13 protein-coding genes are annotated in these 20,178 nt (G+C 29.8%); 7 read left to right on the top strand and 6 right to left on the bottom strand.

Going from position 1 to position 20,178, the window contains the following annotated elements:
- Positions 1-638 precede the first annotated feature (638 nt).
- From QJQ40_RS01975 to QJQ40_RS01965, 3 genes are read left to right on the top strand one after another with little or no spacing between them, the layout of a single operon-like run.
- On the top strand, positions 639-917 hold the full coding sequence (locus QJQ40_RS01975; RefSeq protein ID WP_282860972.1) for a hypothetical protein: 279 nt from the start codon (positions 639-641) through the stop codon (positions 915-917).
- Positions 918-929: 12 nt separating this feature from the next.
- Positions 930-1,406, top strand: coding sequence for a hypothetical protein (locus QJQ40_RS01970; protein WP_282860971.1), 477 nt, complete (start codon positions 930-932; stop codon positions 1,404-1,406).
- Positions 1,391-2,290, top strand: a complete 900-nt coding sequence (locus tag QJQ40_RS01965; protein ID WP_282860970.1) for a DNA-methyltransferase — start codon at positions 1,391-1,393, stop codon at positions 2,288-2,290. The genes QJQ40_RS01970 and QJQ40_RS01965 overlap by 16 nt, the downstream gene beginning before the upstream one ends.
- A gap of 600 nt (positions 2,291-2,890) precedes the next feature.
- Here QJQ40_RS01965 and QJQ40_RS01960 read toward each other — a convergent pair.
- Genes QJQ40_RS01960 through QJQ40_RS01935 form a run of 6 tightly spaced genes read right to left on the bottom strand, consistent with a single transcriptional unit; the run spans position 2,891 to position 11,729 of the window.
- Positions 2,891-3,583, bottom strand: a complete 693-nt coding sequence (locus QJQ40_RS01960) for a hypothetical protein (RefSeq protein WP_069099610.1) — start codon at positions 3,581-3,583, stop codon at positions 2,891-2,893.
- On the bottom strand, positions 3,573-4,772 hold the full coding sequence (locus QJQ40_RS01955; RefSeq protein WP_282860969.1) for an ABC transporter ATP-binding protein: 1,200 nt from the start codon (positions 4,770-4,772) through the stop codon (positions 3,573-3,575). Before QJQ40_RS01955 ends, QJQ40_RS01960 begins: the two co-directional genes overlap by 11 nt.
- A 2-nt stretch (positions 4,773-4,774) precedes the next feature.
- Positions 4,775-5,710 carry a sugar ABC transporter permease gene (locus QJQ40_RS01950; protein ID WP_282860968.1) on the bottom strand — a complete coding sequence of 312 codons (936 nt, stop codon included), beginning with the start codon at positions 5,708-5,710 and terminating at the stop codon, positions 4,775-4,777.
- Between the two features lie 4 nt (positions 5,711-5,714).
- The gene (locus tag QJQ40_RS01945; protein ID WP_282860967.1) at positions 5,715-8,765 is read right to left on the bottom strand and encodes an ABC transporter permease subunit; all 3,051 of its coding nucleotides are present in this window, start codon (positions 8,763-8,765) and stop codon (positions 5,715-5,717) included.
- Positions 8,758-9,261 (bottom strand): hypothetical protein, encoded by a 504-nt coding sequence (locus tag QJQ40_RS01940; RefSeq protein ID WP_282860966.1) that lies wholly within the window; start codon positions 9,259-9,261, stop codon positions 8,758-8,760. The genes QJQ40_RS01945 and QJQ40_RS01940 overlap by 8 nt, the downstream gene beginning before the upstream one ends.
- A 2-nt stretch (positions 9,262-9,263) precedes the next feature.
- Positions 9,264-11,729 (bottom strand): hypothetical protein, encoded by a 2,466-nt coding sequence (locus tag QJQ40_RS01935; protein ID WP_282860965.1) that lies wholly within the window; start codon positions 11,727-11,729, stop codon positions 9,264-9,266.
- 1,587 nt (positions 11,730-13,316) lie between these two features.
- Between QJQ40_RS01935 and QJQ40_RS01930 the strand changes: the two genes are divergently transcribed.
- Genes QJQ40_RS01930 through pgmB form a run of 4 tightly spaced genes read left to right on the top strand, consistent with a single transcriptional unit; the run spans position 13,317 to position 19,988 of the window.
- The gene (locus QJQ40_RS01930) at positions 13,317-15,326 is read left to right on the top strand and encodes an alpha-amylase family glycosyl hydrolase (RefSeq protein ID WP_282860964.1); all 2,010 of its coding nucleotides are present in this window, start codon (positions 13,317-13,319) and stop codon (positions 15,324-15,326) included.
- A 1-nt stretch (position 15,327) separates the two neighbouring features.
- Positions 15,328-16,962, top strand: coding sequence for an alpha-amylase family glycosyl hydrolase (locus QJQ40_RS01925; protein ID WP_282860963.1), 1,635 nt, complete (start codon positions 15,328-15,330; stop codon positions 16,960-16,962).
- A 1-nt stretch (position 16,963) separates the two neighbouring features.
- Positions 16,964-19,336, top strand: coding sequence for a glycosyl hydrolase family 65 protein (locus QJQ40_RS01920; protein ID WP_282860962.1), 2,373 nt, complete (start codon positions 16,964-16,966; stop codon positions 19,334-19,336).
- A complete protein-coding gene (gene pgmB, locus QJQ40_RS01915) occupies positions 19,326-19,988 on the top strand; it encodes a beta-phosphoglucomutase (RefSeq protein ID WP_282860961.1) in 663 nt (220 codons plus the stop codon). Before QJQ40_RS01920 ends, pgmB begins: the two co-directional genes overlap by 11 nt.
- The last annotated feature ends 190 nt before the right edge of the window (positions 19,989-20,178 follow it).

Here is a 20,178-nt window from a genome sequence, read left to right as displayed (position 1 = left end):
TAGAAACAATTAACAAAAGTGGTACAATCAAAATCATGTATAAAAATTATTTGTCTGAATTTTTCCTGCTAATTAAAAAAAAAAAAAAAAAGTTTGGTCAAAAATTAAAAATAAGTTATAATTAGAGTCATCTAAGAATAATTAATAAATTTTGATATTGAATTAAAGCGGAATTAGTTATGTTTTTGCCATAAAAAAATCAGATATTGCGAATTTTCCATTATGTTTTTAAATATAATGGAATGCCTTAAATTTACCCGTTTAGAAATCTACAAATTTAGGGCTTTTAATTATTGTTCTTTCAAAACTTCATATGTTTTTTTAGGCTCGCTGCAAATAAAAACGAGTTTTCTATTTGCATTGAGTTTAAATAGTAGTTGTATTTTTTTATTGTTTTTGTTATTTTACCCATAATGATTTTTGCCAGCGATTTAACTAAAAAAGGTAGTTTAAATATTTTATAATTTTGGTTTTTAAGTTAAAAACGCCGAAAAACCAGACACTTTTTTGATATTATCTTATCAAACTGGAAAACTCGGGAATATATATCACTTAGAAATATTGAAAGGATATGTGAAGAATTAAACTTTAAAATTGAAGATGTATTAAAATTATTTAAAATGGAGGAAAAAACAATTATGAGATATGAAGATTTAGAATTTAAAATACCTATAGAGGCTAAGGAATATGAAAAAGATTCAAAATTTGTTATTGAACAAATAATAAATATATTACATGAACGAAAAAATTCTGGTGATGATAAGATTATAATAAATACAAATTTAAAATTAGGACTACCATTAGAAAATATAAACAAAATTGCAGGTCCTATGATCGAAGCTTGGGCAACTGAGGTTTTTGCCGACATTAGAAATGTTCAAAATAATAAATATAATTTAATGAATGTAGAAACGTAAGAAAGATTATGGATGGCAGACATTATACTCGAGTTTAAGAAGGATAATGTTAAAGTTCTTACAGGAAATATTGATGTAAAGGCGACTGCAAATGATATTGTTGATAGTGGGAAAGGTCCTAATATTACTTCTTTTTCTAGGATTAGGACAGCTTATGTAGTTGATCCTGACTATATGTTTATAGTGTTGTCGATTAAGCATAAAGTTTATTCAGAAAGAAATGAACGAACACAATTGACGGATGGTGTTATGCAAGTTGTTGACTTTAATGCGTATGACTTAAAATTTATAGGAGATAATGACATAAGCTATAATCCGGCTCTAGGCACTGGCCAAATACAAATAAAAGATATTCATTATGTTAGTTTTAAAAGAAGAACTACCTGGGAAATGTGTCAATTATTAGATAAAAAATATTTGCATAGTAGCAGAAGAACAATTGAAGATTTCTATAGAGAGGCAATTAAAAATAAATGGATAAAACTTTAAAAATAATTTGTGGAAATGCAATTGAAGAACTTAAAAAAATTGAATCTAAAAGTATTAATTTAATTGTCACAGATCCGCCATACAATTTGAATAAAGATTATGGAAATAATAAAGATAATTTGGAATTTGAAGAGTATTTAGAATTTTCAAGACAGTGGCTTACCGAAGCAAAAAGAGTACTAAAAGATGATGGAACTATATATATTTTTATGGGTATGAGATATATATCATATATCTATAGCATACTTGAAAAAGAATTGAATATGCATTTTAATTCATGGATAACTTGGTTTTATACACAAGGGGTAGGGAAGACAAAAGGGTTTTCCCCTAGACACGATGATATACTAATGTTTACCAAGCATAAAAGTAAATTCACCTTTAACTTAGACGATATAAGAATTCCACAAAAATTTTACCGTTCAATAAATAATATGAGGGGTTCAAATCCGGGAAATGTATGGCAATTTTCTCATATGCATTATTGTAATAAGAATAGAAAAAAACATCCCACACAAAAACCAGAAGCTTTATATGAAAGAATGATTTTAGCTTCATCGAATGAAAATGATACTGTACTTGACCCATTTGTTGGTAGTGGAACAATGCTTAGAGTTTGCCAGCAAACTAATAGACGAGGTATAGGGATAGAAATTAATGAAGAGTATGTTCAAATGTGCAAGGAAAGATTAGAAGAAGATTTTACAGGTTTTGATAGTGGAGATGAAAGAATTAAAAGAGTGCCTAACGATTTAAATGATTCTAGTATTAGAAAAGAATATCTTGAAAATCACAAAAAATGGTTTTTAAAAAACCATCAAAACTTAATAAAGAAATTTGAAGATGAAGTAAATAAAAAATACTTTCATAAAAATGACAATTAGATAAAAATCTAGTAGTTTTTTCCAAATTAAAAATATAAATTCAACATACAAATATTTTTAATTTAAAAGGACAGCAGACATGTTGTTCCTTTAGCAATTTTTAAAATTATCACATCAAATAGGGAAACTCGAAAAAAAAAAAAAAAATGCTTGGTTTAAAAAAAATTTCTGTTATAATTATGTTCACTAAGAATAATTAATAAATTTTGATATTGAACTAAGGGGAATTAGTTATGTTTTTTATCTAAAAAATCAGAAAATGCGAATTTTCCATTATATTTTTAAATATGATGGTATGCCATAAATTTAACCGTTTAGAAATCTATAAATTTATGGCTTTTGATTATGGCTCTTTCAAAACTTCACATATTTTTTTAGGCTCAATGTAAATAAAAACGAGTTCTCTATTTACATTGAGTTTAAATAGTAGTTGTATTTTTTTATGATTTTTGTTATTTTATCCATAAATTGATTTTTGCCAGTGTTTTAAAATAGGTAATTAATTTTTACCAAAAAAATTAAAAAAGTGCCCAAAATAATCAGTACACTTTTTAAGATTATCTATCAAGCTGGTAAACTCGCGAAAATGTTTAAATATAATTAGCTGTTGGAATTTTTTTGGATAATTTTGTTTATTTTTGCTTCAAGACTTTTTGTTTCAAAAGGTTTTTTTGCTAAAGTTTTGTCTTTTTCAAGAGCTCCAAATTTTGATTTTGCACTTATTTGTAAAATCAAAATTAAAAAGCTAAAAATTAGACTTATTCACATTTTTGTATAATTAGGAAAATCAGAAAAAATTGAATCTGTGACGGTGGTTTCGCCAATTTTTACATTAACATTTTGCTCAACTTGAGCCGGTTGAAGGGCAACAATAAAGAAACTTAAAATAAAAATAATTATAGATAAAGTAAAAATAAATTTATAAAATCCTTTAAGATCGCCAAATTGTTTTCATAAATAAATATGTTGTGCTAAAATTAAAAAAAACAGAATAAAACCAAAAACAATAACAAGTGAAATTAAACTAATAAAAATCGGTCAAAGTGGCAATGAAGTTGATTTGCTTCTAGCAATTTCAGTAATTTCTTGAGTAGTTAAATTAGAAAAACTACCTTTTGAAACAAAATCAATTTCCCAATCAATTCGTTCAAGAAACTGTCAAATTTGGACAAAAGAGAAAATTATAATTATTAAAAGTAAAATTTTACTTATTAATTGTAAAACTTTACGAGTAAAATAGGGTGCGATAAAAAAGTAAATTTTAGCGCTTCGTGATTCTAAATTAGTTATCAAGATCAATTCGCTCCTTTGTTATTGCATCAAAAATGTGGATCCGTTCTAAATTAAAGCTGAGTTTAACTTTTTGATCTAAAAAGTATTCAAAAATATTGTTCTGGTTGGAAATTAGTTCGAGTTGATCGCTAACTTTAATTGCAACAAGTTGATCTTTACCAATTAACTCAACATTAGTAATAATACCGTCAAATTGGGCCTGATCTTGATTTAGATAAATATCTTCAGAACGAAAGCCGACTTGTAATTCTTGATTTTGACTTAATAAATTTGCCAATTTTTGGTCAACTTCAAATCAAATTGGAGCTTTTTTAGCCTTTATTTGGTTGTTCTCAACGATACAATCAAATAAATTCATTGTTGGCGAACCGATAAAAGTGGCAACAAAAGTGTTTTTAGGTTTAAAATATAATTCTTTTCCGGTTCCATTTTGCTGAATTTTACCATCATTAAAAACTACAATTTGGTTTCCCATCGTCATTGCCTCAAGTTGATCATGAGTTACATAAATACTTGTAGTTTTGAGCATTCGGTGAATATTTACAATTTCACGGCGCATTGATTCACGTAATTTTGCATCTAAATTTGAAAGTGGTTCGTCCATTAAAAAAACTTGCGGTGCACGAGCAATTGCCCGTCCAATTGCAACCCGTTGACGTTGACCACCAGAAAGATCACGCGGTTTTGAGTATAAATAGTCGCTGATTTTTAAAATTTGGGCAACATTTTTCACTTTTGAGTCAATAATGTCGCGTCTTTCTTTTGCAATTTTAAGTCCAAAAGAAATATTATCATAAACATTCAAATGTGGATAAAGGGCATAAGACTGGAAAACCATTGCAATATTTCGCTGATGGGGTGGCAGGTTATTATACCGTTTGCCATTAAAAATTAAATCACCTTGAGTAATTGAATTTAGGCCGGCAATCATTCTTAAAAGCGTTGTTTTTCCTGAACCTGAAGGCCCTAAAAAGATGCAAAAATTACCACTTTCAATTGTAAGATCAATTGCCTCGAGTGTATATTTGTCATTACCTTCATATTTTTTTGAGACATTATTAAGAACAATTTTGGCACCTTTTGTTTCTTCCTGTTGTTGGCCAATTTTTGCAACCATCTTATTTAAATCAATTTGATTTAAATCTAAATTAAGATCTTCAAGTTCAAAAAGTTTTTTATTTTTTTCCATAATTAACCTTTAACCGCTCCTTCAGAAAGTCCGCCAATTATGTATTTTTGCAAATACATAAATAAACCAAGCGCAGGAAGAGCCGCAAGTAGAGCCCCAGCTGCATAGGCACCAGCATTGACATGTTTTGGCTCAACATTAATAAAAGTTTCAAGCCCGACAGCAAGAGTTAAGTCTTGAATATTGAAAAGCACAAATCTTGGTAAAATAACATCGGTAAATGGTGTTAAAAAAGACCAAAGGGCAACCATAATTATTGCAGGTCGTAAAACTGGTAATAAAATTTTGAAAAAAACACCAAAATTTGAACAGCCATCAATTTTTGCTGAATCATCAAGCTCGCGGGAAATACTATCTAAATAAGCTTTGAGCATGAAAGTATTTCCAGAAACTGCCCCACCTGAGTAAATAATTACTAACATAAATATCGGTGAAATTCCGCCAATTTGGCCAATTTGGACTAAAATATAGAGAAAAATTAACGAAGAAGTTGCCGGAATCATTTGCAATAACATAATTATTGTCAAAGAATGTTTTGAACCTTTGAAACGAAAACGTGAATAAGCATAACTATTTAGTGCAACTGCGGTAGTTGAAATAACCATCGTTAAAAGCGCAATTGTTAGTGTATTTCCGTACCAAGAGAAAAAATAAGACCGTTCAGAAGTAAATAAATAAGTGAAATTATCAAATCCAAAAACAAACGGCGTAATTGTAATAAGTCGAGTATTAGCGACATTAAAAGTAGCAATAACTAGTGAAACTATTGGAAATAAAACAACAACAGACCAAGAAATTAAAATTAAATAATTAAGAAAAATTCAAAGTAACTCAATTGGTTTAATATCGCGTTCATCGCTTAAATTCAGACGTTTTTTTGGACTAGAAGTTTTGGCAACAAACTCATAACTAGCAATTTTTGACACTAATAAGTTCATAATTTTATCTCCTTTGCATTGATTTTATAAAACCACGAAGGGCAAAACTAATACTAATTAGCGCTGCCAGTGTTGAAAGTGCGGCGGCAAAAGCTTGGTGACCGTCAATTTTTATTCCTTGAGTTGTTAGCTTAAAGACCCAAGAAATAATAATGTCAGTTGAGGCCTCGCCAAATGGGGAGGCATTTGCATAAGCAGGCCCACCGCCAGTAAAAATTGAAATTGTTGTAAAGTTATTAAAGGCGCCGACAAATTGTCCAATTAGCATTGGCGCAATTCCCAGAAGCAGCTGGGGAAGCGTTAGCTTTCAGAAAATTTGCGATTTTGAAGCCCCATCAACAGCACCAGCTTCGTAAATTTCGCCCGAAATTGCCTGCAGATTTCCGGTAACAAGCATAAAAATAAAGGCATAACTAATTCAAGTCTGAACAACAATTAGTAAAACTCGGGCCGTACCAATTTGATTTAGTCAAGAAATTCCGTCTTTAATAAGTCCTAAATTAATTAAAATTAAATTAATATAACCTTTTGAATCAGCGGCAAACATTGAACGAATAAAAGACAAGGAAACAAACGCCGGCACTGCCCAAGGTAAAATAAATATTAGCCGAAAAATTTTTTTACCTTTAATTCGGGAAGAATTTGTTAAAATTGCAATTAAAATTCCTAGACCAATTGGAAATAGTGTTGATAAAACTGTCCAAATTGCTGTCCAACCCAGAACTGAAGCTAATGATTGAAACAGTCCAAGTTGGCGATAATCTCACCATTTTCCTCATTGCTTAAGTCCAACTCAGTTGACTGTCTGACCTGGGGCAGCATGATTGTAGCCATAGTCAGTAAAAGAAATTAAAACTGAAGTAATTATTGGCGCAGCAACGATAAAAATCATTAAAGCATGGCCAATTAGTGAAATCATTCACGGAAATCCGGTAGTCTGGAGTCACTGTTTTGAATAGAGTCATTTTCCCGGAACAACGCCAGCTTCCATTGCTTTTGCAATTCTTCAAGCCGAAATTGCCCCAATTATAAAGTAAATTAGCACAAAAGCCATTAAAATTACCGACAGGACGCCACCAAAAAGGTAAAAACGTGCATCAGTAAAAATACCATCCCGGGGCGAGTGCAGATTTGCTCCTAAGTCAGCAAAGCCCGGAATTCCGCCCATTTTCGACCAGTAAGCCCCAAATGAAAAGGGAATTATAAAAGCATAAGAAATTATACTAACAACTGAAAGTAAAGATCCTTTGATAAACTGACGAAATACAAATAATTCAGCAAGCCCCGGAAAGATTAAATTCAAAAAGAAGCTAATAAAACGGACGTTTTTTATTGTCTCAACAGGATAAGATTTTAGTGCTTCATTTGCTTTTGATTCATAAATTTTCTTGTTAACTTTTAGTTCGTTAAAATAACGGTAATTATTTGTTTTGAGAATTTGTTTGAATTTTGTTATTTTTGAGCTCAAAAACAGCGTTCTTTTTTGGTCGGTTTTTGCAATTTTGGCTTGTTTTTGCAAGTTTTTAAAGGCTGTTTTGGCAATTTCGTTTTGCTGAAGTCGCTTTTTGTTTTTAGCAACACTTTCGACATAATTTTGCTTAATTTCACTGATTTTTGTTTTAATTTCTTCTTGCTGAGTTTTAAAATCTGGACTTGATTTTAAAACTTTAAGCTCGTATTTTGCAAGAATTTTTTCATTTATAAATTTTATCCGTGTCTTAAAGTCTTCGATCGTTTTTTCTCTGGTTGCCCAGCCTAGATCTTGAAGATAATGACCTTTGTATGAATATTGTTTTAAATATTTAGCTTTTTGGAGCAAAATTTGCCATTTTAGACTTGATTTTGCCAATTTTTTTATTAAAAAGCTACCATAAAAACCAAAATAATGACTTTTAATTAAATCAAAAAGTTGTTGATTTTCATCTTTTAATTTATGGAAAAAATCTAGCTTGTCTTTTAAAATTTGACCGTGATTTTCTAGGGAAATATCTAAATCTGGAATTTCAAAATTTTGATTTTTTTGAATGTCGTAAAATAATTTAATCGCCTGATCAAGGAAATTTATTTTTGTTTGGGACAAACTAAAGGCGAGATATTTTTGTTTTTGAGCACTAATTTTGCTAATTTGGGCATTAATTTCGTGCTTAAATTCATTTAGTTTGCTAATATTTTTGGACTCAAAAGCGATAATTTCTTTCTTTTTTTCGCTAATTAATTCTCTTTGGGCTGCATTTTGCTGATTTGCTTGCTGTTTTAGGAAATCAATTGCATTTTTATAACTATATTCGAGCGAAATTATTTTTTGTTTTGCTTTGAGTTCTAAATTTGACTTTCTTTTTTTATATAAGTCAGTTTGTAACTGTTTTGTTTCAGTGTAATTTTTTTTAGCCAAAGCTGATTTTTTTAAGAGTTCTTCTTGTTTTTGTTTAATTTGCTGATAAAAATTGACAAAAAAATCACTTTTTAGTTTTGACTGAGATAAGAATTTTTTGCCATCTTCATCAAGAAATTGGCTAATTTTGTTTAGATTAAAATCAAAGTCTTGGTATTTTCTAACATAATTTAGGCAAACTTGGAAAATAAAGTGCTTTTTTATTAAGTCAACTTCAGATTCTAAGGTTGATTTTTTTGTTTTTTCAAATAATTCAACTTTAACTTGCGGGCTATCTTCTGTTTGGTTGAGTGATTTTGAAAAATCTTTAAATCAATTGCGAAGATTTTTGAGCTCTTTTTCAATTTTTTTAATTTCAAAACTGAGCAATTTTTCGACTGAAACTGCAAAATTAAGTTTAATATAAGCGTCTTTGAGAACTTTTAGCTCATTTTTAAAGGCAATTTTTTGACTATGTAATTCGCGTTTTAGATTATCGCGAATTGTTTGCCTGGCCCGTAAAAACAGCTCTTTTTCAATGTTTTCTTGAATTTTGATCTTATCTAAAAATCTTGAGTGAGTAATTTTTGCACTATGATAATAAGATTTTAGCGTTTTAGCCTCAATATCAATAATAGTGTCAAATTTCTTGCCATAATAATTATAGAGTTGTAATTTATGCATTAAAACCGCCACTTGCTAATTTGTATTTTGAAATAATTCGTTTAAGTCGGTAAATGTAGACTGAATAAATCAGCACAAGAACAATCAACCCACAAAAAATAGAGATAAAAATTCCGCTTATTAATTCAGCACTGTTTAATTTTTCTGCTCCTTGAAAAAAAGGATAGCCAGCCATTGAACAAAAGACAAAAATCCAAAAAAAGTAGAATAAATAGCCAATTTTTACTTTTGAATAAGCCAAAAAAAGGTAAATTCCAAAGAAAATCACAAATAAATTTGTCCCAATATAAGCACTTAATTTTCCAGCTGCTAAATTTGAGGCTAAAATTTCGCGTTGATTTTCTTGATCTGTTTTACTGATTTGATCTAAATGTGTCCCAAAAACAAAAGGGATTAAAATTCAACTAATAAGCGCGATTGACAAAAAAGCACTTAAACTAATTAGCAAATAAAAATGTGCCTTTGGTATGTTGATCTTAAATTTAAAAGGCCCCATTTTTAACTAAAATTTACAATAACCCTGCTAGTTCCTTGGTTTGCAAGAAGAATTTTTTTGTAGTATTCAATTGCAACTTTGTCAAAAAATATTTTGGCAAAATCTTCTTCGTTTTTAATTTTACCCAAAACACTTTTGTGGAAAACTTCTGAACCAAAAGTTTGATCATTTCAAGCTCCTCAAACTGTTGAACTAAATTGTGGATTTGATCTGTCAAAACGAGAATTATCGGTATTAAGAATTCCAACACCTTGATTTTCAATTGTTTTATCTGAGTCAATTACGTTAAGAATTTTGTCAAAACTTTTTGATTTTAAGTATTCACTAATAATTTTTTCAGCATCACCTAAGGTGTATTTGTCAACAGTTTGACCTGATTTTGTGGTAGTTTTTTGTGCTTTTGTTTGCTTAATTGTCTCAGGACTAACAAATGAGCGAATTAGGGCAGCACTAACATAATTATTTAAATAAGCACGGGCAATTTTTTCAATTGTTGCATCAGCAGCTGGATTTTTGGCAATTAGTTTTGCTTTTTCTTGAATTTCTTTAATTTCAGCAACAATACTTGCCTCAAGTTTTGTAAGATCATGATTATTTTCCAAAATTAATTTACTGTATTTTTCAATTTTTTGGTCTTTTTCAGATTGTTCATCACCATTTGCGCCAAAAAGGAAAGCCTCAACTTTACGAACGTGTGCGGTAGTATCACTTTGGGAAATATCAAGATCGTATTTTCCAGCTTTTGCATCTTTAATTCCAACTTTGAAAAAACTCTGATCAATTTGTCAGCTCTCACCATTTCCGGTGAATTTAGATAAATCTGTTTGGCCAAAAATTGTTGCTAAAGTATTACGGATTGCCGCAAATTTTTGGTATTTTTCAATTAAACTGTTAATTTTATTAGCACTTTCAACTAGGCTGGCATCAAGATTGTCTGTTTCAATTCTCGCCCCAAAAGTGAGATAATTTTCTTCTGAGCTAGCATCTGGATTTGTTGTTTTGTCTCAATTTGACTCAACTGTTTGGTTGATATACTTTGGATTTGCTGTTTTTTGAATTTGGGCATTTATTGCATTTTCAATTTCATTATCGTCTGTATATCCTAAGTCTTTTTTAAGTGTTTCAAATTTTACACTAAGAGGTTGATTAATTTTTTCAACTTCCTGTTTGATTTGATTTGTTAGCGCTTTTACAAACGGAATTTTTGAATCATCTTGGAAATAAGCGGTGTTTGTTTTAGCCGAAAACATTATTTTAAAAAGATCATTTAGGGCTTGTTTTCGCTCAGGAGATGATGAATTATTTCGAGAGTTGATCAAAAAAGATCATGAACCTAGCGCCTGTTTAAAATCAGTTTCATTAGTTGCTTTTGTGATGTTAAAAAAAGACTTGGCATCTGCAGATTTTTCTGAGTTTTGCACATCTCAAGTTCCAATAATTGCAAATTTTAGTTTCTTTTCTTTCATTAGCCGAAAAATTGTATTTTGGGTAACATTCATATCAGATTTAATAATTTGCGCTAAGTCTGCCTGTGAAATTCCCTTTTTAGACCAAATTGAATTTTTATAATCAGCTTCACTTTCATAAGCAGCTTTAAAAACTGGGTAGTAAATTTTTGCCACTGATTTAAAAGCTTCACGGAAATACTGCTGGTATTCATTGTTTTCCGGTTTTAAATTAGCATCAACAACCGGATCAATATCACTATGAAGAAGACCAGAAGTAAATTGATTATTTTTAGTATATAATAATTTTGACATTAAATTTAACGGTTTTCCGTCTTCGTCTTTTAAGTTTTCGCGCTGAGCAATTTTTTCAAGGGCACCAGCAAGAACACCATTTCCGTACCAAAAATCTTGGATTCTAAATAGACCTTCGCCTTTTTCAACAAGTTCAGCAAGTGAATCTGTGTCTGCATTTTGCAAAATTGTCCGGGTTTGGTCTTCATTTTCTGTTGAGGCTAGAACAATTCCTTCTTTGTTGTGTTGGATTCCAACAAATTCTGAGTGGACTCTGTTATCTTTTAGACCAAAAACAGTCCCGAAATTTCTCATATTTTCTTTTTCTGTTGCTGTAGCACCAATTTGAGCTGTAATTTCGTCAAATAAATTAGGTAAAAAATCATTAAGATAAGAAACTGCCCCACCTTGGACTAAATCGGTAATTCGGTCTTGGGGTGCATAAAAAATATCAGGTGTATTGTTTGTGTCTGTGTGTCCAACTGTTGAAAAATCTAGTGCTGAAAAGACATTTTTGGAAATAGTTCTAATTTTAAAGCCGTTTTTTGTTGCTGAATCAGTTTTGTTAAATTCTTCAATATTTTGTTTTCAATAATTTGTCTGGGCTGGGTCAACGGCGACAATAATTTCTTTATTATGGGCAAATTCGTTTACAGGACCCCCACAAGCTATTAAGGCAATTGGGCTAAAAGAAACCATTCCAAAAATTGATTTTGTTATTTTCTTCATGATAATTCCTTTCAAAAAAAACACTTTTACATCTATTTAAAAACAATTTTGTGTTTAAAAAAGCCAAAAACTGAAATAATTAAGCTAAAAAAGCTAAAAAATGGAAAAACATTAGTAAAAATTGACAAAAATGTTACCCATTTATAATCTTCAGTTTTTGAAAGAATGTAAATCAAGTGAATACATAAGAAAATATTGACAACTCAAGCTGTTATGCTAATAGATATTATGAATTTTCAAAAATAACTACTAAATTCGTTAGCTAAAATTAGACTTCAATTTTCGGAAATTTTCCATTCATATTTTCCAAAAGCTAATAAAACTAATACTCAAAAAGTAGAAATTACAAAATTTCCAATAAATAAATAGAAGTATTCGATGATTTTAGGACGATACTTTCGTTCAAGAGGCAGTTTTCCTAAAAAAATATATCGAAACCTTGTTTTTAACGTTGGTTTTGAATTTGTCATATGTCTATACGTACTCTTTTCTAATTTTATCAAAAAAAATAATTTTTTATTAAAAAATTAAAAAAACATAAAAAAATTCTTATAAAATTATTTTTTTGTGAAAAATCAATATTTTTCTTTATTTTTTGCAAAATTAATGTATAATTATTCCAACTATTAAAACAGGTTTTTACCGAGTTTGCCAGTTTGATGGCAAAAATTCACTTTTTATTGAATACAAATATGCAAAAATAACGGTAAATCCGTGTTTTTTTCCTAGAATTTTAATTTTTATTATTGTAAATTTAACCTTTTGAAAAAAAAAAAAAAAATGCTTGGTCTAAAATAAAATTATGTTATAATTATTCTCACTTAAGAATAATTAATAAATTTGGGTATTGAATTAAGGGGGAATTAATTATGTTTTTTGTCTAAAAAATCAGAAAATGTGAATTTTCTGTCATATTTTTAAATATGATGCAATGCCTTAAATTTAACCGTTTAGAAATCTATAAATTTAAGGCTTTTAATTATGGATCTTTCAAAACTTCACATATTTTTTTAGGCTCAATGTAAATAAAAATGAGTTTTCTATTTGCATTGAGTTTAAATAGCAGTTGTATTTTTTTATGATTTTTGTTATTTTATCCGTAAATTCATTTTTGCCAGTGTTTTAAAATATGTAATTAACTTTTGCCAAAAGAGTTAAAAAAGGCCCAAAACTAAACTCAGACAGAAGAGCCAACACCTTAGCGTTAATTTTTTTGTCCTGGTTTGAACCGGACACTTTTTTAAGATTATCTCATCAAACTGGGAAACTCGGGATTTTTTGCAAAATTAATTTATAATTATTTTGATTATTAAAACAAGTTTTTGAGTATCTAAAAAATGGTATTTTCTAGGCTAGCTTAGAAGGTGGCTAATAAAAATATCTCATGCAATTATTGGTTTGAGACAATCTGAAAAAATAATTAAAAAAAATAAAAAGAATTTTTTTATGCTAAAATAGTAGAATGCAATTTTTTTATTATTTAAATATAAAAATTTAAATTTTGCATTTATTTTTCGGCAAGTTATATTGAATTATTTAAATTTTTGCCAATAATTTGCCAAATTTTTTTATTATTTAGGTGTAAACATGCTTTTTGACTATGAAAAAAGTCTAATTCGCAAAAATTCGCGCGGAAAAATATACCTAGAACCGCTTGGCTTGTTTTTGAAGGATGAAAAGTTTCATTTTTATTTTTGATCTCCTGATGCAATTTCAGTTGAATTTTTAATTTATAAGCATTTTGAAGATTCAACCCCTTTTAAAACAATAAAAATGAAAAAAATAAAAGGAGCCTGGTTTTGCAAAATTAGCAAAAATTTTGAATCATATTCATATAATTTGAAAGTTGAACACCCTAATTCGACAACAACTTTCGCCCTTGATCCATATGCATTCAGTCTTGCTCCTTTTGATTGAACCAAAAATGAAACTCCTAAGGCCTTTTTAATTGATATTTTTTCAGAAAAAGCCGGCCAAATGCCTTCAGATATTAACTTATTTGAGGTTGATCCCAAAATTGATGCCCAGATTTACGAGCTCCATGTTCGTGATTTTAGTTCGCTTTCAAAAAAAGTCCAATATCCTGGAACTTTTATTGGAGCAATTGACAATGGTATTTTTTCTTACTTAAATAAGCTGAATTTAAACTTTTTACAATTACTTCCACTCCATTCTTGCTATACTTTTGCCCAAAAAAGTGTTCCTATTCTCCACCAAGGCGACGGAAAAGGCCATTATAGTGCTTATAACTGGGGTTATGACCCAATTGGTTTTTTTTCACTTAATTCTAGTTTTTCAACTAATCCACAAGACCCTTATGCAAAAATTGCTGAATTTCGCAATTTTGTTGATCAAGCTCACAAAAACAATATTGGAATAATTCTTGATGTTGTTTATAACCACACTTTTGAAAATTCAGTTTTTGAAAATGTTGCCCCAGGTCATTTTTATCGCGAAAATGCTGAAATTTTTCCAGTTGGATTTGCGCCCTTAGACTCCCAAAAACCGATGGCTTTTAGGTTAATTTTAGACTCACTCATTTTTTTTGTTAAATATTATAAAGTCGATGGATTTCGTTTTGACTTAGCTTCATTTTTAGATAAAAAATCACTTAAAATTATCGATACAGAGCTAAGAAAAATTAATCCTAACATTTTATTATACGGAGAAGCTTGAGATTTTAGTGATCTGCCTTTTTCTAAAAGACTAACAAAAGGAAAAGAAGGCAATAATTTTGACTTTGGATATTTTAATGACACAATTCGCAACGCTGTTCGAGGTAGCGATTCACCAAAAGACAAAGGTCTTATTTTATCAAAAAATGCTGTAAAATTCGGCGCTTATGTCTCTTCAATTCCAGGAAATATTGCTGATTATGATTTTAAAGATTTTTACCATTCTAAAAAACGCTATGATCTTTTCGCTAATGAAATTAGCCTAAATTTAGCATATTTAACCTGCCATGATGGACCAACTTTAGCTGATAAAATTTTGTCTTCTTGTCCAAAAATCGGGAAAAAACAATTTATTGAAACTTACCGGCAAGCCTTGATGCTAGTTTCTTTTGTCCAAGGAAAAGTTCTTTTTAGTTCCGGAAGTGAGTTTTGCTTTTCAAAGGTTTGTGATTTTTCGGGAGCAACTTATCAAGCTTGCCATCCAAATTTAAATCAAAAAAATCCACCTTTTGAGTTTTTAAATGCTGATTTTTTTGATTTTAATTCTTATAAGACAACAGATTTTACTAACGGTCTAAAATTTGATATTTTAAAAAATAAGCAAATTGAAGAACAAATTTTTAATTTTTTTGCCAAAATTAATGAATTTCGGCAAAAAACCAAGTTTTTTAGGCTAAAAACAAACCAGCAAATTAAAGATTGTCTAAATTTTGAAACTGTTGACAAAAATAAAGGATTAATTATTTATCAAATTGACTTAGAAGGTCAAGCCGTTAAAATTATTCACAATTTTTCAAATAATCAGTATGAGTATAATTTTGATGACTTTGAAATACTTTTTAATTCAAAATTGAATAATATTAACAATTTAATTCAACCTCATCAGTCTATTTTGCTAACAAAAAGGATAAATTTTTACTAAAATGAAAACAAATTTAAAAGATAAAGTAGTATACCAAATTTTTGTCAGATCATTTTATGATGCAAATAATGACGGAAATGGTGATATTCTTGGAATTTACAATAAACTTGAATATCTTAGTGATTTAGGAATTGACGCAATTTGACTAACCCCATTTTATGAAACTAATTTTGTTGATGCGGGTTATGATGTTCTTGATTATAAGTCAATTTGGTCTAAATTTGGTAGTCTTAATGACTTTGCTAAATTGACAAAAAAAGCCGCTGAATTAAATATAGATATAATAATTGACGTAGTTTTAAACCATGTCTCAAGTCAGCATTCCTGATTTAAAAAGGCAATAGAATCACCTGAAAACAAAGAGCATAATTATTTTATTTGAAGAGAAAAATTAAGCCCTGAAGAACAAAAAGCAACTTCAATTTTTGGCGGATCTGCCTGAGAATGACAGCCAGATGTTCAAAAATATTATTTCCACCTTTTTAGCACTGACCAAGTTGATTTAAATTGAGCCCATCCAGACACACAAGCTGCTTTTGTTGACATTATTAATTTTTGGTATGACCTTGGAGTTCGTGGTTTTCGCCTTGATGCCATCAAACATGTTGCTAAAAATTTTGAAAATGTTGAACAAAATCCGTATTTTTCCTGATGCAAAGGTGCCCAAGAATATCTTGAAAAATTTAACGAACTTGCCTTTAAAAATAAGCCTGATGCCTACACTTTTGGCGAGGCAAGTGGAATAACTGTTGAAGAATTAATAAAATATGGGGCTGGAAAATCACCTTTGGCCAATAATTTTTTCAACTTTTCATGATGATGAATTGGCTGGTCAAATAAAACTGGCAGAAACGGATTTAATCCAAATTGAGACTATCAAGATTTTATTAATGCCCAAATCCCATTTCAACACAATGAAGAAATTAGTCCGAGTTTAATGAGCAATTTTCTTTCAAATCATGATACTTCCAGGGCAATTTCGCGTTGAGGAGACTATCCATTTTTCTGAAAAGAATCAGCAAAATCGCTAGCTCTTTTGCTTTTTTCAATGCGCGGAATTCCGATAATTTACTATGGTGAAGAAATTGGAATGACAAATTCTTACTTTGAAAACAGACAAGATTTTGTTGACATTGATATGAAAAATGCTTTTGCTTCACTTGTTGACAGAGAAAAAATTTATTCTGAATCAGAAATGTTAATTTATGCAAATATTAACAGTCGCGATTCAGGAAGAGGTCCTTTGCGCTGAAATTTAGATAAAAACAATGGATTTTCAAGCCAAAAAGCCTGAATTAACACAAGCCTTGATGACCCGCGAATGAATGTTGAGACTCAAGTTTTAGACAAAAATTCAATCTTAAATTTTTATAAAAAATTAATTTTTCTTTATAAAAATGACTTAAAAGATTTGCTTGTTGACGGAACAGCAAAACTAGAAATAACCAAAGACGGAATTTGCAAAATTAGCCGTGAATTTAAAGGTGAAAAATTAATTTTTTACTTAAATTTAACAAAAAAAGAATTACCTTTTGCCGAAAAAATTCAGCAAAAACCGTTACTTTCTTCATATCAAGATCTCAAAAAACCTGAGGATTTTTTACGCCCGTTTGAGTCAATTTTAATTAAGGAATAAAATGAAAACTAATCAATTTTTAACGTATGATAATTTAAAAAAACTAGTTATTCAAAATGGCTTTGACCGAAGATTTACAGGAAAAACTGAATCAATTTTTGCCTTAACAAATGGATATTTAGGTCTCAGAAGTAGTGACGAAGAACCTGATTATTATAATAAACCAGGATTTTTTGTAAGTGGTGTTTTTAACAAAGATGTTGAACATGAAGTTCCGGAAATTTGTAATTTAGCTGATTTAATTACAACCCCAATGTTTATAAATGAACAGCCTTTAATTCTTGATTCTCAAGACCAATATCAAAAAGTTTTTGATATAAAAAATGGATCTCTATCGCGCACAGTAACACTTAGTCGCCAAAAAAATGCTATAAAAATCGACACTTTTCGTTTTGTTTCACATCAGAACCTCAATTTTTATGCCCAAAAAATTGAGGTTGAAATTCTTGAAACCGACCCTGAAAACGAATATGTTCAAATTGAATTTCGCCCGCAAATTAATGCCCAAAACACAAACACAGGAACCCAACATTTTGCCGAAGGCGAAAAATTTCGCCCTTTTGAAAATGCTCTGCAGTTAAAACAACGTTCAACTAGCTCAAATTTGTTAGTTATTCACAATTTAGTTTGCCATTTTGAAGTCGACGGTCAAAGAATAAAACCTGGAGATGATAATTTTCAAGTTGATGCCTCAAGACGACTAATACTGTTTCGAATCAAAGGAAAATTCAAAAAAGGAACAAAAATAAGTCTGATAAAATTAATGTCAGTTCATACTTCCATTGATGACTCCGAAAATTTAATTGACGATTTTGACCTTGAAAAACAAGCAAATTTAACACTTAAAACCTTGTTAAACGCCGATTTTCATGAGTCTTTTTTAGAATCAAGCCAAGCTTTAGACAAAAATTTATGACAAAAATTTCTTGTCAAAATTGACTCAAATTCCCAATTTGACCAGCTAGGACTTGATTTTGGCCTTTATCATCTAAATGGACTTTTTCGCAAAAATTCGACCGAAATTAACGCAGGGGCCAAAGGTCTAACCGGCGAAGGCTATCAAGGTCATACCTATTGAGATTCAGAATTTTTTATTAATCCTAATTATCTTTTTGTTGAACCTAGTGTTGTCAGAAATTTATTAATTTATCGTTATAAAGGTCTAGATGCTGCCCGAAAAAAAGCCGCTTCTGTTAAAGTCAGATCGCAAGAATCTAACCTTGAAGGAGCCCAATTTCCCTGAGAAATGGCACTGCCTAAAGATGGCGAAGTCTGTCCAATTTGAGGTCAAGTTGATATAATTTCTGGAAAACAAGTCCCAATTGCTTCTGCCCGCCAAGAAATTCACGTCTCAGCTGATATTGCATATGCAATTCAACAATATTTTGTTGTTACTTTGGACCAAGATTTCATGGAAAAATACGGCTATGAAATAATTTTTGATACTGCTTGATTTTACACAAACCGGGCTGAGAAAACTACTGACGGAAAATTTGCAATTAATGATGTAATGGGGCCAAATGAATACAAAGGAAATATTAACAATTCGGCCTATATTAATGCAATGGCAAAATATAACCTTGATCTAGCACTTTTTTATTTTGAAAAAATAAAAAATAGCCCAGTATTTAAAGAAGTTCTTGCAAAAATTCCTTATAAAATTGATTTTGAAAAAATCAAAATTGTTGGACAAAATTTAGTCCAACAAAAACCAAATTCAGAGCTAATTATTGCTGAAAATGACAGCTTTTTAGAGTTAGAACGAAACGATATTAGCGAATTTAAAATGCTTGGTGATGCAGGAAAAAAACTTTTTTCACTTGTAAAAGGACAAAAAATTCTTGCATCTCAACTAGTTAAACAAGCTGATGTTGTCTTACTTTTATATCTATTTCCTGAACTTTATTCTGAAGAAGTTAGAGCAAAAAACTTTGATTTTTACGAGGAAATTACAACACATGACTCCTCACTTTCGGCGGCAACTTATGCAATTGAAGCAATAAGACTTAACAAAATCGACAAAGCTTATCAACTTTTTCAGTACGGAATTAACATTGATTTAGGCCAAAACATGAAAAGTTCTGATGCTGGAATTCATGCCGGATCGCTTGCTGCAATTTGACAAATGGTTGTTTTTGGCTTTGGTGGTCTAACTTATTTTGACCATAAAATTCATTTAAAACCTAATTTACCAAAAGAGTGAAATTCATTAATTTATAACTTTAGCTTTCAAGGTGCAAATTTACAAGTAAGAATTGATCACTCGACTTTTAGGGTTGAAAATTTCAATAAAAAACCTGTAAAAATTTGAATAAATAATCAAGAACAACTTATAGAAAGTGTGCATTTTTTTGCAATAAACCATGAAAATTAAAGGACTAATATTTGATCTGGATGGAATAATAACAGATACTGCCCAATTACACTTTTTAGCCTGAAAACAATCACTTTTAGTCGAAAATATTGACTTTAGCGAGACTGAAAACGCCCAATTAAAAGGCCTCTCAAGAAAAGAAACACTAAAAGCAATTTTAGAACTAAAAAAACTGACCTGAGATGAACAAAAAATTGATACTGTCTGTTTTAAAAAAAATGAAATTTACTTAAAATTACTTGAAAATCTAAATAAAGACCATCTTTTACCAGGAATATTAGATTTACTAACAAGTGCAAAAGCCAAAAAATTGAAAATTGGACTTGCCTCAAGTAGTCTTAATGCCCCTTTAATTTTAGAAAAACTTGGAATTATTGCTTTTTTTGACTATATTGCTGATCCTAAGAAAATCAAAAAACCTAAGCCAGCGCCTGATATTTTTCTATTGGCTTCAGAAGGATTATCTCTAAATCCCGAAAATTGCATTGGCTTTGAGGATTCTCTTTCAGGGTTTTTATCAATAAAAAGTGCAAAAATGAGATCAGTAGTTGTTTCTTTAGATCAATTTAGTGAATTTAATCAAGCTGATTTTTGATTTTCATCAACAGATCAGCTTAAAATCGACCATATTTTAACAGTTTTAAACAGCTAACAAAAAAACTTTTTAAATAACAAATTACTAAACAAATTCAGACACAAATTTTTTGTCAGGCAATAGACACATTTTCAAATTTTTACTTTAATATTGTTGAATTTTTGCTCCAAAAAAGCAAAAATTCAACACAAATAATTAATAAATAAAGATATTGGTTTTACTAAAGATCACTTTGTTGTTGGCGAAG

Origin of the sequence: Mesomycoplasma ovipneumoniae, assembly GCF_030012565.1 — a bacterium.
Lineage (GTDB): Bacteria > Bacillota_I > Bacilli_A > Mycoplasmatales > Metamycoplasmataceae > Mesomycoplasma > Mesomycoplasma ovipneumoniae_D.
Note: the sequence above shows the minus strand (reverse complement) of the source record. Positions and strands in the feature narration are given on the sequence as shown.